The 14,965-nt window shown below is 40.5% G+C and carries 10 protein-coding genes and 1 pseudogene; 4 read left to right on the top strand and 7 right to left on the bottom strand.

What is annotated here, in order from left to right; genetic code table 11:
- Positions 1-59 precede the first annotated feature (59 nt).
- Entirely contained in the window at positions 60-917 is an 858-nt protein-coding gene (locus tag V7K44_RS07525; RefSeq protein ID WP_334930130.1) for a lysophospholipid acyltransferase family protein, read from the top strand.
- A 68-nt stretch (positions 918-985) separates the two neighbouring features.
- Here V7K44_RS07525 and V7K44_RS07520 read toward each other — a convergent pair whose 3' ends face one another.
- The 4 genes from V7K44_RS07520 to V7K44_RS07505 all read right to left on the bottom strand — a co-directional run bounded on the left by V7K44_RS07520 (position 986) and on the right by V7K44_RS07505 (position 3,362).
- The gene (locus V7K44_RS07520) at positions 986-1,246 is read right to left on the bottom strand and encodes a MoaD/ThiS family protein (RefSeq protein WP_334930128.1); all 261 of its coding nucleotides are present in this window, start codon (positions 1,244-1,246) and stop codon (positions 986-988) included.
- 352 nt (positions 1,247-1,598) lie between these two features.
- Positions 1,599-1,889: an Asp-tRNA(Asn)/Glu-tRNA(Gln) amidotransferase subunit GatC gene (gene gatC / locus V7K44_RS07515; protein ID WP_334930126.1), complete on the bottom strand. Its 291-nt coding sequence runs from the start codon at positions 1,887-1,889 to the stop codon at positions 1,599-1,601.
- Positions 1,890-1,986: 97 nt separating this feature from the next.
- Positions 1,987-2,508: a photosystem I assembly protein Ycf3 gene (locus V7K44_RS07510; protein ID WP_334930124.1), complete on the bottom strand. Its 522-nt coding sequence runs from the start codon at positions 2,506-2,508 to the stop codon at positions 1,987-1,989.
- A 152-nt stretch (positions 2,509-2,660) separates the two neighbouring features.
- Positions 2,661-3,362, bottom strand: coding sequence for an SOS response-associated peptidase (locus V7K44_RS07505; protein ID WP_334930122.1), 702 nt, complete (start codon positions 3,360-3,362; stop codon positions 2,661-2,663).
- A gap of 212 nt (positions 3,363-3,574) precedes the next feature.
- Here V7K44_RS07505 and V7K44_RS07500 point away from each other — a divergent pair, with 212 nt between their 5' ends.
- Positions 3,575-4,186 (top strand): glutathione S-transferase family protein, encoded by a 612-nt coding sequence (locus V7K44_RS07500; protein WP_334930120.1) that lies wholly within the window; start codon positions 3,575-3,577, stop codon positions 4,184-4,186.
- Between the two features lie 245 nt (positions 4,187-4,431).
- On the opposite strand, the pseudogene V7K44_RS07495 reads toward V7K44_RS07500, so the two are convergent.
- The 3 genes and pseudogenes from V7K44_RS07495 to V7K44_RS07485 all read right to left on the bottom strand — a co-directional run.
- Positions 4,432-4,542: pseudogene (locus V7K44_RS07495) on the bottom strand (DUF167 domain-containing protein); the annotation flags it as partial.
- A 445-nt stretch (positions 4,543-4,987) separates the two neighbouring features.
- Entirely contained in the window at positions 4,988-6,508 is a 1,521-nt protein-coding gene (purH, locus tag V7K44_RS07490) for a bifunctional phosphoribosylaminoimidazolecarboxamide formyltransferase/IMP cyclohydrolase (RefSeq protein ID WP_334930118.1), read from the bottom strand.
- Positions 6,509-6,673: 165 nt separating this feature from the next.
- A complete protein-coding gene (locus tag V7K44_RS07485) occupies positions 6,674-7,531 on the bottom strand; it encodes a DUF6429 family protein (RefSeq protein WP_334930116.1) in 858 nt (285 codons plus the stop codon).
- Positions 7,532-7,805: 274 nt separating this feature from the next.
- On the opposite strand from V7K44_RS07485, the gene V7K44_RS07480 reads away from it, so the two are divergent.
- Both V7K44_RS07480 and V7K44_RS07475 read left to right on the top strand, forming a co-directional pair.
- A complete protein-coding gene (locus tag V7K44_RS07480) occupies positions 7,806-10,994 on the top strand; it encodes a hypothetical protein (protein WP_334930114.1) in 3,189 nt (1,062 codons plus the stop codon).
- The gene (locus V7K44_RS07475) at positions 10,994-14,923 is read left to right on the top strand and encodes a helicase-related protein (RefSeq protein ID WP_334930112.1); all 3,930 of its coding nucleotides are present in this window, start codon (positions 10,994-10,996) and stop codon (positions 14,921-14,923) included. Before V7K44_RS07480 ends, V7K44_RS07475 begins: the two co-directional genes overlap by 1 nt.
- Positions 14,924-14,965: the final 42 nt, after the last annotated feature.

The raw sequence follows: 14,965 nt of genomic DNA, 5'->3' as shown, positions 1-14,965 counted from the left end.
TTGAGTTATATCTAAACAAGGGATTGTTTGAACTTTGCCAATGCTGTTAGAATGCCTCGATGTCACAAAAGCAACATTTATTAAACAAAAAACTCGGTTGGTCTTTGGATGAGCGAGATCCAAAGTTCATAGAATCTCTGATGCCCCTGTTTGGCTTTTTGTATCACTACTATTTCCGAGTTCAAACTAGTGGCTGGGATAATATTCCACCCCAGCAAAAAGTTTTATTTGTTGGTTCGCACAATGGTGGACTCGCAGCCCCTGATATGGCAATGATGATGTACGATTGGTTCCGAAGATTTGGTGTAGAGAAACCCATTTATGGTTTGATGCATCCCAAGGCTTGGCAGGTTAGCCCGCCACTAGCGCAACTAGTAGCCAAGGCTGGAGCAATCATCGCTCATCCGAAAATGGCTTACACTGCCTTGCGCTCTGGAGCAAGTGTGCTAGTTTATCCCGGTGGAGCCGAAGATGTCTTCCGGCCGCATTATTTACGTAACAAAATCTACCTTGCGGGGCGACAAGGATTTATCAAGTTAGCGTTACGGGAAAATGTGCCGATTGTGCCTGTGATTTCATGGGGCGCTCACGATACACTCATTGTTATCGCTGACTGCTACAAAGTTGTACAGCAACTCCACGAGTGGGGGATGCCTTGGCTATTAGGTATCGATCCGGAAGTTTTTCCAATCTATCTCGGACTGCCTTGGGGATTAGCAATTGGCCCATTACCCAATATTCCATTGCCAGTGCCCATGTATACGCGGGTTTGTCCGCCAATTGTATTTGAACGCTACGGCCGTGAAGCAGCTAGCGATCGCTACTATGTCAATGAATGTTATGAATTAGTTGTTAGTCAGATGCAGCAAGAGTTAGATAACTTAATAAAGCTAACTGCTCAGACCAATTCTCTTTAAATAGTTATGAGTTAGAAGTTTTGAATCTTTAATTTATCACTCCTAACTCCTAACTCCCAACTCTTTTCCTAGCCGCCACTGACTGGTGGAATCAACACAACCTCATCCCCATCTTGTAGTAGGGTATCTGGTTCGACAAATATCAAATTAACCCCAAAACGGGTTAAATCACGCCATTGGGAGAGTTCAGGGTGTTCAGCTATGAGGCGATCGCATACTGCTTTGACTGGCATACTATTAGGAAATTCCAGCACTAGTTCCGAAACCCTAAAGGCTTCTTGATAAGCAGCGAACAATTTGACGGTAACGGTGATTACAGATTTAGACATACAACATACTTTGGCAGTACGAGCAAGTATTTTAATAGTTGCCAATAATGTAAATAAATGTTCAACATAACTTATGTATCTTTTGCTTCCCCGCCCCTTGTGCGTGAAACAAATTTAAGTATAGGTTGTTAGGACTTGCTCTAAGCGTACTACTACGGAGAAGCTAGCTACGCAGTAGCATCACTAAGAGTTGCTATGCCGTTGGCGTACTCTTGCAAGTGTCGCAGACAAGCCTCTCGTAGCATTTTGTGGAAGCAAGTTACGCATAGCGTCTCCCTTTGTGAGAAGAGAAGACTTTACGCTGCGCTATCGTTCATCTAAAATTGCAAATCTAAAATCCCAAATTGTTTGACTATTCAGCATTGAGGATTTTTGGTACTTTGAAAAATTCGCCTTCCTGTTCAGGCGCACTGTTGAGAATACTTTCTCGGTCAGGATAGGGTTGTAATTCATCCTCTCGTGTGATATTACTGACATCAATTGCACGTGTTGTTGGCAGCACATTACTGACATCAAGTTCATTCAATTGTTCGATATAGTTCAGAATACTTCCCAACTGGGTAGTGAATTGTTTCTCTTCTTCTGGAGTCAATTCTAAACGAGCAAGATTAGCTACTTTGTGAACTTGTTCTTGGTCAATCATAAATTGTCATTGGTCATTGGTCATTTGTAATTTGTAAATTGTCATTGGTCATTGGTCATTAGTCCTTAGCAAATGACAAAGAACTAATGACTAATAACTAAAAGAATACGTCAATTTGCGATCGCTTAGTGGTTTTGAGCCAGTTTTGGGCTTCGACGTAGTTATTGGGGGCCATGCGAATCGCACGAATCCAATAGTCTGCTGCTTGGTCAAAAAGTGCTTCGCCAGCCTCGTTATCTCCAGCTTCTTTTTCTTTTTCGCCTTGATAGTGGTAAATCACAGCGATGTTGTTCAAGGCTTGGGGCATACGTGGGTTCAACTCAATTCCCTTGTGATATAGTTCTAAAGCCTTGTGGTGGTCGCCATTGCTGGCATAGATTAGCCCCATATTGTAGAAAATATAGCCGCGATCGTTGGTATCTTCCTCTAGTGTTAGAGCTTCTTCATAGTATTCCAATGCCTCAGCATATTCCCCTTCCGCTTGGGCCGACATACCATCTCGATAATAAACAAACGCTTCTTTAGCTTTTTTGTTGGTTGGCAGGATCTTCAGAATGATATCCGCCATTACAGTAAAGGATTTGTCAATAAAATTATCGTTTTTTTGTGTTCTTGGCATATTTGTCTCTGGGTATTAGGCATTGATATTGGGGGATTGGTATTGGGGCATTGGTATTGGGGCATTGGGCAATAATCAATAGTTTTATTTTCCCCTGCTCCCCCTGCTCCCCCTGCTCCCTCATCTCTCCAATTCCATAGTTCACTCAATAGCTAATTTAACTGATTTGCGGGAGCATTCTTCTCACTGAGGGGTACGATACATTCTGAACTATTATGTCGAGAGTTGTTTACCAAGGTGCTAACTGAATATGCAATCATTGCTGGCGCTGGATAGGGACGCAATAGCTGCTGTAGGGTTTGGGCTGTTTGCACTTGGGAATCTAGCCATAAATCGTAATCTTGTGGTTCCAGAATCACTGGCATCCGCTCGTGGATGGGTTGGAGTAATTCGTTAGCTGCCGTTGTCAAAATTGTACAAGAGATTATTTCTTCGTTAGCAGGCGATCGCCATTTCTCCCACAAACCTGCAAAACCAAAGGGTTGCCCATCTTGAAGACGAAAATAAAATGGCTGCTTCTTACCTTGTTGACGTTGCCACTCATAAAAGCCATCAGCTAGCACTAAACAGCGTCTGTGCTTAAAAGCCGAACGAAAAGCGGGTTTTTCGGCAACAGTTTCTGCCCTAGCATTAATCAGCTTTGCCCCCATTCCTGCATCTTTCGCCCATGACGGAATTAATCCCCAATGCAACTGCTTAAATTCCCGCTTTTCGCTTTCGGGATTTTGCAACACTGTCGCCACCATTTGCGTAGGCGCAATGTTATATTCGGCTACCAAATCGGGAACAGACTCGACATGGAAAACTTCAGATAATCCTGCTGCCGACTGATTTAGAGTAAATCTTCCACACATAGTTTTATTTTCGACCACTAACTACATTAAATGTCTCAATCTAGAATCTCAATCTAGAAATAAATAATGCTTTTTTTTATTTTCTCGAATAATTTCCTGTAGTACGTTCAGATACTAAATACAAAAAAAATATCCGGTTTTGGGAAAATATTTTGGTAAAATATTGTATTTTGAACCTTTACTTCTCAACATATTCCTAACTGCATTTTAACATGGAACTACTGCATCTGTACGATTTTTTACCTTCTGGTCATGGTTATAAGATACGTCTTTTATTGACACAACTAGGTATGCCTTTCGAGAGGATAGAGCTTAACATCTTGAAAGGCGAGACTCGAACACCAGAATTTTTAAGTAAAAATCCTAACGGTAAGATACCTGTTCTGGAAATCGAGGCAGGGAAATATTTGGCAGAATCAAATGCTATATTGGTTTATCTAAGTGAAGGTACAGAGTTTTTACCTTATGACCGCTTTTTACGAGCGCAGGTGCTGCAATGGTTATGCTTTGAACAATATAGCCATGAGCCTTTTATTGCTACATCAAGATTTTGGATTTCTATTTTAGGTAAAACTGAAGAATATAGTGAAGCTATCAAACAAAAACGCGAACCAGGCTATGCAGCACTTAGCTTGATGGATAAATATTTAACTTCTCAAGATTTTTTTGTGGGAGAACGTTACACGATTGCTGATATCGCTTTGTTCGCTTACACTCATGTAGCTGATGAAGGTGGGTTTGATTTAACACAATATCCTGCTATCCAAGCTTGGATAGAAAGAGTCAAAACTCAACCAAGGTATATCAGTATTACACAGGCATGAATCAATTCAAAATTCAAAATTCAATTCAGCCACCCACAAGGGGTGGGGTTTCTACCTAACTTGGGAAACAAGGATTCTTTCGCTCACAAGGGGTGAGGTTTTAAACCTGCATTTTTTTCATAAAAATTAGATTTTGCAAGTTTCTATCTCTCGTTTCTTGTCTCTAGTAGAGAATGTGCTGGGTGGAATGTAGCTCATATTCAGAAGGTAGCAAAGTCTTCACAAAAGATATTATTAAGCAGCAGTTAGGTATTCGTATCAATTTCCATCAGCTTTTGCCGAGAGGAGAAACCTGACTTAATTCTGATATGAGACTTGGGTACATCAAATTTATCTGCTAGTAGTTTAATTAACTTTCAAGCTAGCAAGTTATCTTCAGAGTGTAGAAGTTGACGTGACTAACTTTAACAATATTCGTATCTTTAACTGGAAGTAAAAATATGAAATTATTTTGGAAGTGTTAATTTCTATAATTTATATATACAAATTAAAAAATGCCTGGGAGTGTTGCCGTGTTTCCACCCCAGACATTTTTTATTCTTAACTTGCTCCTCACACACAAATAGATATTATCACTACTTCTATTAAATGGCAAGTATATTGAGTGACATTTTAAAATCCCACAAGCAATCTAATTGCTGATAAATTAAAAAGCGCCTGGGAGTGTTGCCGTGTTTCCACCCCAAACGCTTTTTATTTATAACTTGCTCCTCACACACGACTTTACTATATCACCGCTTCTATCAAAGGGCAAGTAAATTATGTGACACTTTCACAAGTGTACACCTTACGGTCAATAATTTAGTGTAAAAAATGACGTACACCAGTTAAGACCATCAGCAAACCCAGTTCGTTAGCAGCAATGATAGAATCTTTATCGCGCAAACTTCCGCCTGGTTGAACAATGGCTGTAATTCCTGCGGCTGCGGCTGTTTTCACAGAATCATCAAAGGGGAAAAATCCATCGCTGGCGAGAGTTGCACCTTTGGCTTTTTCTCCAGCTTGTTTTAGGGCAATTTTAACTGAGCCGACACGGTTCATTTGACCAGCACCTACTCCTAGTGTAGTGCGATCGCTAGTTACAACAATCGCATTAGATTTAACGTGTTTGCAAACTTTCCAAGCAAACAACAATTCGGCTAATTCGTCGGGTGTAGGTTGACGTTCAGTTACAACTTGCCATTGACTGGCGTCAGCAATTACATCATCACTAGCTTGGACAAGGAAACCACCTGCGATCGCTTTCACTGTATCCTTAGGACCACTGCTCAAATCTGGTAGAGTCAAAACCCGCACGTTAGATTTCTTAGCAAGGATTTCTTGCGCTTCCGCATCATAACTTGGTGCAACCACGCATTCTAAAAATGTTTTGGTTAACTCGCTAGCCGTAGCCGCATCAATCGGACGGTTGAGGGCGACAATACCACCAAAGGCAGAAGTAGAATCAGCATTGAAAGCTTTTTTGTAAGCTTCGGAAATAGTGCTTCCGAGTGCCGTACCACAGGGATTTGTATGTTTGATAATCGTTGCTGCTGGGGTATCAGTGAATTCCGCAATAATTTGGCGTGCAGCCTCTAAATCAACTAAGTTATTGTAACTAAGTTCTTTACCTTGCAGTTTCGTTGCGGCTGTCCATCCTGTTGGGGTAGCACCAGTTTGATACCAGGCGGCGGGTTGATGAGGGTTTTCGCCGTAACGCAGAGATTGTAATTGTGTGCCGCTAAGGGTGTACTGCTGTGCTTGTGCGAGGTAAGATGCGATCGCGCGATCGTAGCTTGCAGTGTGCGAAAATCCTTTTAATGCTGCCTTTTGCCGAAACTCTAGGGATGCTACGCCGTTATTTTGGCGTAATTCCTGTAAATACTCGTCATACTGGGCTGGATCGCATAATACAGCAAGATGAGCGAAGTTTTTCGATGATGCCCGCAGCATAGCAGGGCCACCGATATCAATTTGTTCAACAGCTTCAGCTAATGTTACCCCTGGTTTAGCGATCGTTTCCTCGAAAGGATATAGATTCACTACCACTAAATCAATCGGGCGAATTTGGTTATTTTCTAAATCTGTAATATCTTCGGGAAAATCTCGCCGCGCCAAAATTCCGCCGTGAATTCGGGGATGCAGCGTTTTGACTCGGCCACCTAAAATTTCTGGTGAACCTGTGTAATCTGCAACTTTGGTGACAGGGAGTCCCGCATCTTTGAGGGCTTGGGCTGTTCCCCCACTGCTGATTAAATCAAATTCAAATTCTTCAACCAAGCTACGGGCTAGGTCAATTATACCAGTTTTGTTAGATACACTCAGCAGGGCTAGACGCGCCATTGATCGATTCCTTAAAAGTAGGCTAGAAGAGAAGCAAATCAAGTTTTGCATAAGCCTTGGTTTACTTCAAGACCATGAGAAATAATAGCGTTACTAATCATCTGGCATCACCTTTCTCAATTAAGACTGCTACAGATAACAGGCATTGTACCGGGATGATATCTATTATTCCTCTTCTTCTTGCTCTTCCATAATATCTAATTGACTCTTGTAATTAATATATTCTTCATGATATTCTCGCTGTTCTAGTAGCCTGTCTACTCCATCAATATTAATTTTTTGTAAAACCTCTCTTGCAGCTTTCATACCTTTTTTATTCATCACCATACTTTTTTTAGTTGTTGATAGTTCTAATAATCCTTCTGCCACTAAAGCATTAATTATTGCAAAATCAAATCCATTCCAACAGCTAACGCCAGTAAAATTTTCTTTATAGTTTTCACGATTATTATTAAGATAACTATTATGTTGATCTCCACTCGAAAGGTATATAATCATTAGATATAAATCTTTCATTACTGCGTAATGCTCCATAAAAATCCTTAAACTTTCTTGTTGGACTTCAAATTCATCTGCAAGATTACAAGCTCTACTATAGGCTTCTTCTTGATTCTTGCAAAACCAAGTAGTTTTTATTAAGTCTGGTTCTTTTGTACACTCAGCTATAAAATTTTTGCCAAAAGTCTCTGATTCTGGAAGTTCAAAAACAGTAATTTTCCAATCTTTTCTGTTTTTACTACGGATTTCTTTTTTATTTGCCAGCAATCTTTGTTTTTCTGATTGTTCTTTAACTTTTTTTTCTAGCAATAGTTGTTCCTTTTCTGCTTGTTCTCTAGCCTGTTTACTTTCATAAGCATCATCAGGAATATTTAGCTTATTATTAACCTTTTCCCAGAAGTCACTATCTTTCGCGTATATACCTTTTTTAGTCAAGCTATCAATAAATTCTTGGCCACAGACTTGAATAGCATTTTTTTTCAATGCTGGTAAGTTAGTAAATGCTTCAAAATTATTTTTATCCATTGTTGCTTTTTATAAAAAATTAAAATTTACATTATTTCTGTTTGTAAATTTATATTCATTAAGTTTCCTCTCCATCTTTTCAGAAATATACATTATCATGTAAATAAAATATTTGTGTAAGAATTCTTAAAAAAAGTATTATAAACGTAAAATCTCCCTATCTTGACAGATTAGACACATTTAAGATAGAAAAAATATAGAGTCCATTTGCTGAGACTGTAAAGTTCAGGCAAATGAAGCAGTCGTAAGACTGAAAATTACAAAGGAAATAATTATGCCTTCACAAGGTACTGGCGCTAACGTTGACCCGCGATTGCTTAAGCCGTCTATTGACCTCGCTACAGTCATAGAGCTACTTACTCAAGCTATTTCTCCTAGCAGTAATCAGGCAAATACTGACCAGCTAAACCCTAGAGGGATGCAGCTGTTTGAATTTGATGACAAGCAAAATAAACGCCTGAGAATAAGTACTTCAGCCGTTATGTATCGGCTATTTGCACAACCTAAATTTAAAGAAGCTTTGAAACCTGCTCCTGGCGGTGGGTTTATTCAAAACTTATCCATGCCAGCATACGGTAATAGGTCGCGCGTTGGCGGCTGTTTGAGTGATGGTAATGCTACAAAGTTACCTGGTGCCATAGACAGATTAATGGCTGCTATTGACCAAGCACTCAATACTGCTGTGCCTTCCGACAGCTTATTATCAACATTGCTGTTAGATGACTCTGATAAGCAACTCAAACATCTTGCTAAAAAGGCAGGTACGTCTTTCCAAAATATACCCAATACTGCCAACCTCGTACATCTAGCATTTCAATCTGGAGATAATAAAGATAACAAGTCTGTGGCGACGGTTATTTGTGCGCGCGAACGAGTTGAAAATACTGATTATTTTGAGCAAATGTGCAGTGCTGCCACAGAATATTTAGAAAACGAACTAAAAAGTGATGAAGATGATGTGGATTCATCGATCGCAACTTTGAAAGAAGAAAAAAATCGATATGATAGCCAAATCCAGCGTTTTTTAAACTTTATAGATGACGAAGCATTGTCACGCGTCCGATTGACAATTAGCTTTCGGATTATGGAAGCGATCGCAGAAAATGCCCGATCGAGTAATGAGCCAGATTACCAACTTTTAGTAGAGTATGTCAATCGAATACTCATTCTAGTTGAATCTGCTAAAGAAGAAGGCTATACGGTTGATTTAACGGCTCATTTCGGTAGTGCAGCTGAGTTCGACTTGGCAGATGAACTTAGCAAAGCGACCTTTTATTATTGTCTAGCTGTTTGGCCTGAGTGGAAAACTCAAATTTTCGAGCAAAAGACTAAAAATCAAGTAGAGCGTGAAGTAAGTTATCGTTTTCGAGTCAATGGGCAAAATCCAGAATTAGGCAAACCTGCTTTTGAAGTACGACTCGATCAAATTAGAGAATATTTACTGAGTAATGATGAATCTTCCTTACAAAAACCTTGGGAAATTTGTCGTCGTTTAGCTCAACTGATCTTTTTGGCGGTCGTTGTTCCCAAAAAGGACGAGAAACCGCTAACTAAAGAATCACTAACAGATATGGTGAATCAACTCCTAGCAAATTTTAAATCGCAGGGTACAGAAGCTATTCGCCAGACTTTAGAAGAATTACAGGAACGCTCTGAGTCAATGAAGTCTATTGCCAAGGCTCTGAAGGAAGTATTGCGCGACAAGAATCAAAAAGTCATATCTCAAGTTCAAAATCGCTCCTCACAACAATTCATCTGTGTAAAAAGCAGCATCATTAATTGGGATCGGCTAGAAGGGGCAACATTAGGTGTGAGAAAGTTGCTTGTAGAGCCACAAGAAAATACTAGCGAAAAGGTTGAATGGTTCAAACATATTGAAATTTGTGAGCAACCAGCAAAATCTCTATTTTCGGTTAAAGTTACTGCCGAGCTTTCGGAGTATGACTTAAAAACTAAAGATACACTAAGTCAATTACGGGCAAAGCGTTTATTGCCACAGAAACTCCTCCAAGTTTGTTGGGTTCCTCGTTCTTGGCAGAAGGGAGAAGATCGTCAATGGACTTATGAGCTATCTACAAATTCTTCTCGATTTGCTGGGTGGGCATTATCAGCTGCAATCATCGTGGAATACGATGTTGAAACTGTGAAACGGCGAGCAAATACAAGAGAATCTGAGGAAAACAAGCAGTATCATGCAGCCGCAGTTACAGCCTTTGCTGTGCTAGTTTACTGCTGTTTGTGGCAAATCATTACACGATTGCAAAAACGTGGCCAGAAGGAAAAATTGGTTGACTTTACAACCTTAATGCTGCGACTCCAAGAAACAGGAAGACAACTAGATGATGATAAAGACAAGAGCGGCGATGCTTACGTTTACGCAGCCGCCCAAACATTGGAAGCGATACTAGGTGAAGATACCCCGATCCGAATGCAGGGACTTATTCTAGATAATCTGGTGAAACAATCCAAAAAAACGCAAGATTTAATAAAATCTGGTACTTTTAAGGCGTTTTTAAGTGCGTTTCCACTTTGCATTAGTAGCCCAGATTCTCATTCAGCCCCCAAGATTGGTTTAATTTCTTATGCAAGCCGTCCCTGTAACGAGGGAAATTTTCCCAATGATAGTGAAAAGGCTTATCTTTTTCTGACTCAAAGTTATATTGCTACATCTGTTAGTGAACCGTTTATCGGTTATGAACTTAAAAGAGAACGGATGCAGTCTGATGTTCTTGATTCTCCAGAACAGCTGAAAACGCAACGCCTAGTTCAAGAAGAAATTCGTTATCTTAAAGCCCAAGGATGTCAGCACATTATTTTATTAGCTCATGCCTATGGCGATCGCCGCATTAATCGAGCCGCAGATTACAATTCTTCTTTAATACCTACAGAATTTTTAGAAGAAGTCTTTCAAACGTTTCCTGATATCAACATTTACCCAATGGTGCGGGATGTATTTCCGGCTACACGCTTGCGCGATCGCGGTTACAGTGAAGCAGCATTTGAAATTTTGCAAGCAGGAGATCATTCAGATTTTCAGCGCTCTGTTAGAGCAGACTACTTTCGTAATTTAATTCCGGTTTATACTTTTGCCACACTTTATGCTATTCAAGCAGAAGAGCGCTTACAATCTGGTTTCTGCATTTATTTCTTAGTATCGGATGGAAAAGTTAGCAATATTAACTGGACTGAACGCGCTCGTCAGCATTTGATTAATCCTGATTCAGACTCTCGGATTCATCCTTGCTTACTAGCTGTACTGCGCGGCTTGCATTTTATTGAAGCTGAACGAGGTGTGCAAAAAGGTCAACTGATCCCAGTACTAGATCCATTTAGTTGGATATCGCCTAATACAGTTGAAGAGGCTGGTGAAGTCAAAGTTCTTCATACCCGCCGCAAAGGACAGGTATTACTTAATTATCGCGCTGTACTTACCCACGTTTCTCAAGTTCTGCACAGGAAGTAATGGAATCATCCCTTCTACAACAAGCCTCTATTTGGGGGCAGGTATTTGAAATTGCTGTTAAACGCGGTGTTTTACAACAGTTGATTCACAGAAACTTACTGTTGAACGATCATCCTGTTCTCCAGCCTTGGCAATCTCACAAAAATGCAGATGTCTTCCACCAACTAGTGAAAGTATTCAAAATAACAGATCCCAATAACAAAGAATGGGTGGAAACAATGCTGCGTCATCTGCTGGTACTCGGCTATGGTTTAGGTTGGACAGCAATGCGTGAGTGTCTCAACCCCAAGCACAGTCAAATTAAACAACCTAAACTAGAAGCAATTTGGTGTCCGTTGACACTCCCAGACCAGCAAATGCAACTGGATGAAGAAAAAGAAGAGACAGCAAAAGCATTTCAAGAAGCTTTCAAACTACCAGGAAAACCAGACGAGAACTTAGTCAAGCGTGGACAACCAGCCAGAGCCGATTTTATTTTATGGCTTTCCAACGAATCTAGTCCGCCTAAAGATGGCAAAACTGACTTCTCCCAGCCAAAAGATCCAAAACGCAAAAAAATTGAGAACTTAATTATCTGTCTGGAATTTTCCTATAACGCACCCCTCAAATTTGCAGATTTTCAAAAAGAAGCCTCTCATAGAGAAGAAATGAGTCGCTATGCCCGTTACATGGAATCACGGGGGGTTTTCTCTAGAGTTTGTGCAGAGGTTGAAGGTGAAGAATTTTCACTTTCTAAAAGGTTGGAAAATTTTCTTTCAGCATTTAGTGGTCAAGATAAACCATTATTCAAGCTCTGTCAGGCATCATCATATACCGATCAGCTGATTAAAGTGTTACGCGCACGTAAGCGATTAGAAGGAAGTTGTCATGCTAGAGCGATCGCTGTCACATCCAATGGTATTGAAAGTCTTACGGCTCAATTCTGGGGTGTGGAACCTGAACCAGATACTAAAGCCAAGTTAATGCAATCATTGGGAAAAGCATATTGCAAAGCTAAACATTCAAAGGATGATGAGCCACTCGATCTAGACGTGGAAATTGGTTTAGTGTTCAGAAAGTTAGTGCGATCGCTACCGTCTGCTTTTAAAGAACAAGCACAACATCTAGCTGAAAAACCAGCTTCAGGGCAATATCTGCACTTTCTTTTTCAGGAGAATGTGACGGACTTCTACAACCCAATGGGTGAAATTAGTAAAGCTGAGGCGATCGCATCTATTGAAGACAACGACGCATTACATAAGTTCTTTGGAGGCAACCCTGTTACACGAATTGCCGATTGTATCAATGAAATCAATCCCGATAAAGCAACAATCCCTCTGCGACAACTACACCAGGCAGCAGTATTTGCTGGTATAACTTCTGCTCAAGTCGGTAAAATTAACGTCCTAGCTTTAGAAGGAAATCCGGGTATTGGTAAAACCACTGCTGTGATGAAATTTCTCAAACAGCAGTCTCAAGGTTTCTTATTTTTGTATCTCAGTCCGCGAGTTGTAATTAATCGAGATGTTACCGACAAACTTGCTAGAGACAACAATCGCCCCACTGGGATATTAACCATCACCAGCAATAAAAATTTGATTGTTGCGGCTCCCGAATGGTATAAACAACAGGTTCAGGAAAACAATTTTCCACCTCGCTTGATCGAGAGTGCCGTTGTTATCGATGGTATTGAAAAACTCACACTTCCTGATAGCAATATCTTCTTTCTCAATCCAGAACAAGAACATGATATTGATTGCAATATAGTCGGCTCGACTCGATTTAAACGCCGTCTTAACGAACGGGATTACAGCGTAGAATCCCTTAACAGTCCTGGTGTATTGGGTACTATAGCAAAGTCAGCCCGAAAATTGCTCGAAGCCAATCCCAAGGTTAATCAACTGGTGATGACTGCTGCTATCCAAGGTTATCGGACGCTCAACGATCAATCAACCACAGTTAATGCCTTCAATAATTTGTTTGCAAAAAAAGCTGATACTAAGCCTGGAAAAAAGGAACGTTCAGGATTTGCAGCGCGGATTCCCACTATAGTTGTGATGGTAGATGAACTTGCTGGTGATGGTGCAGGAGCGCCCTTTGTCCGTAAGTTAGCAGAATGGTTGCAACAACAGTTTATTCAACCGTTTGATACAAATCAATCTCCGTTTAAAATTGTGCTGATTCTTGCCGATGCCTCACTCAGCAATGAAGTTGTGTTGGATAGCTTTTTAAACTCAGGCGATCGCGCTCCTGATAAAGTTCTAATAAGTCAAAGTCGAGGTGAAGCGCCCTTTCGGGTGACAGGTACTCATACAAAAATTGGCCTCAGAAAACACCCAACGCTACACGTTATGACAAATAGCTATCCCGCCAGTAAACTCACTATTGACTACAGTATTAGGCTGTCGCCCATTAAACCAGGTCAAAACAGTGACGGCACAGAGCAGACAATTAGACAAGCAATTCGAGAAAAATCAGAAGAGGAATCCCTAACAAACGCCTATTTAGAAATCAAGGCTGGGTTACAACAGGGAGCAGAGCAGTTAATTTTCTTTGCTCAGGATAAAGCTTTTCTACGTCAGTTGCAGGAAAAATTAACCACTGGTAAAGAAGCTCTGGTAAACAGAGAACAGGTGGAGGTTTTGGATCAAAGTGTATCACCCGATCGACGATTGCAATTAGTAAAGCCGCCACGACGAGATGAAGTCCGAGTTTTTCTCATGACTTCTTCAGGCGCAAGAGGTGTTTCTTTCCCGAAAACAGATTGCATCATAGCTGCAATTCCCCGATTTAATATCGAAGCCGCTTTAATGGAAGTCGCGCAATTAATTTACCGTGGTAGAGGAATGTATACAGATCCAGAAACCGGAATGGAAGTTTCTGGAGATAACAAAGATAGACGGTTAGTTATGCTAATCAATGATTTCATCATTGAAAGAGAGGATATTGATCCCAAAAGACTATGGTTGCGTCAGTCCAGCGATTTATTGACTTTGCTGGTAATGTTGCGCTCTACAATTCACACCCGCATCAAAGGTGATGCCGGACTCAATAAAAACCGAATTGCATTTGTCCCAGTTGGCTCTGTTGGCGATGAAGAATTGCTGCGTTTAATGTCTGATGATGTCTTAGATTTCTTGCGTGAAGCCAAAATTTTTATCAGTGATAGTCACCCTCAAGAAGCAAAAGCAATTGTGAAAAGAGCAGAGCTATTAACTGCAAACATCTTTAAACATTTTGACTTAAGAGGTCAATCATCAGAGATAAATGCCAAATCCTATGCAAATTATCAAACTTTACAAGCTTTGACCAAAACTGTTTCTAGAATTTCGAGCCGATTATTGCCATCTTTAGACAATGACGAGCTACAGATACCAAATAGTCTAACTTGTATCGGCCCTTTCTGGATCGAAGATTGGAGCGATCGCCAAACTGAAGAAATATTTAGCTTTGAAGCATGGAAAGCTGATGTTAAACAAAATAGCAGTCGTCTTTTAGGATCGCTAAAAGAAATTGCCGAAAGCAAGAAGTTCAAATTTCCCTCAAAACTCAAGCGTCCTGCCAACGAACTGTATAAACTATTGAGTCGAGAACAAGAGGGATTTGTGATTGAATCTTCCACACGTCAAGCGTTGAAAACTAAAAATATAGTTGTAGGTTTACCCCTCGACTATCCCCATTTCTGGAATGAACAATCAGAAGATGATACCCGCCAGCAAGTATTAGAAGATCCCCAAGCTTGGAGAAGTGCGCTAGGACGTTCTTTAACTCCTCAAGGCTTAATTATCCCTGTAGTGCCTCACTATCGAGCATTTCCTTGGGTAGCTGTGGCAGGTAGACGGATTTTTACACAATTAGAAACTGTTTTTAGCGATCGCTACTTTATGGCATCCAGCGAATTGAATCTTCTTAATACAATCTTGCTTGAAGATGAAGCAGAGAACAAATAGGTAATATACGCTGTTAACTTGCTAGCACCATACGATGTCGGT

This window comes from Nostoc sp., from assembly GCF_036917235.1.
Lineage (GTDB): Bacteria > Cyanobacteriota > Cyanobacteriia > Cyanobacteriales > Nostocaceae > Nostoc.
Note: the sequence above shows the minus strand (reverse complement) of the source record. Positions and strands in the feature narration are given on the sequence as shown.

What these genes read in the sequence shown, in the direction of transcription:
- V7K44_RS07525 (WP_334930130.1), top strand. Translation starts at nt 60, where the DNA reads ATGTCACAAAAGCAACATTTATTAAACAAAAAACTCGGTTGGTCTTTG.
- V7K44_RS07520 (WP_334930128.1), bottom strand. Translation starts at nt 1,246, where the DNA reads ATGTCTAAATCTGTAATCACCGTTACCGTCAAATTGTTCGCTGCTTAT.
- gatC (WP_334930126.1), bottom strand. Translation starts at nt 1,889, where the DNA reads ATGATTGACCAAGAACAAGTTCACAAAGTAGCTAATCTTGCTCGTTTA.
- V7K44_RS07510 (WP_334930124.1), bottom strand. Translation starts at nt 2,508, where the DNA reads ATGCCAAGAACACAAAAAAACGATAATTTTATTGACAAATCCTTTACT.
- V7K44_RS07505 (WP_334930122.1), bottom strand. Translation starts at nt 3,362, where the DNA reads ATGTGTGGAAGATTTACTCTAAATCAGTCGGCAGCAGGATTATCTGAA.
- V7K44_RS07500 (WP_334930120.1), top strand. Translation starts at nt 3,575, where the DNA reads ATGGAACTACTGCATCTGTACGATTTTTTACCTTCTGGTCATGGTTAT.
- purH (WP_334930118.1), bottom strand. Translation starts at nt 6,508, where the DNA reads ATGGCGCGTCTAGCCCTGCTGAGTGTATCTAACAAAACTGGTATAATT.
- V7K44_RS07485 (WP_334930116.1), bottom strand. Translation starts at nt 7,531, where the DNA reads ATGGATAAAAATAATTTTGAAGCATTTACTAACTTACCAGCATTGAAA.
- V7K44_RS07480 (WP_334930114.1), top strand. Translation starts at nt 7,806, where the DNA reads ATGCCTTCACAAGGTACTGGCGCTAACGTTGACCCGCGATTGCTTAAG.
- V7K44_RS07475 (WP_334930112.1), top strand. Translation starts at nt 10,994, where the DNA reads ATGGAATCATCCCTTCTACAACAAGCCTCTATTTGGGGGCAGGTATTT.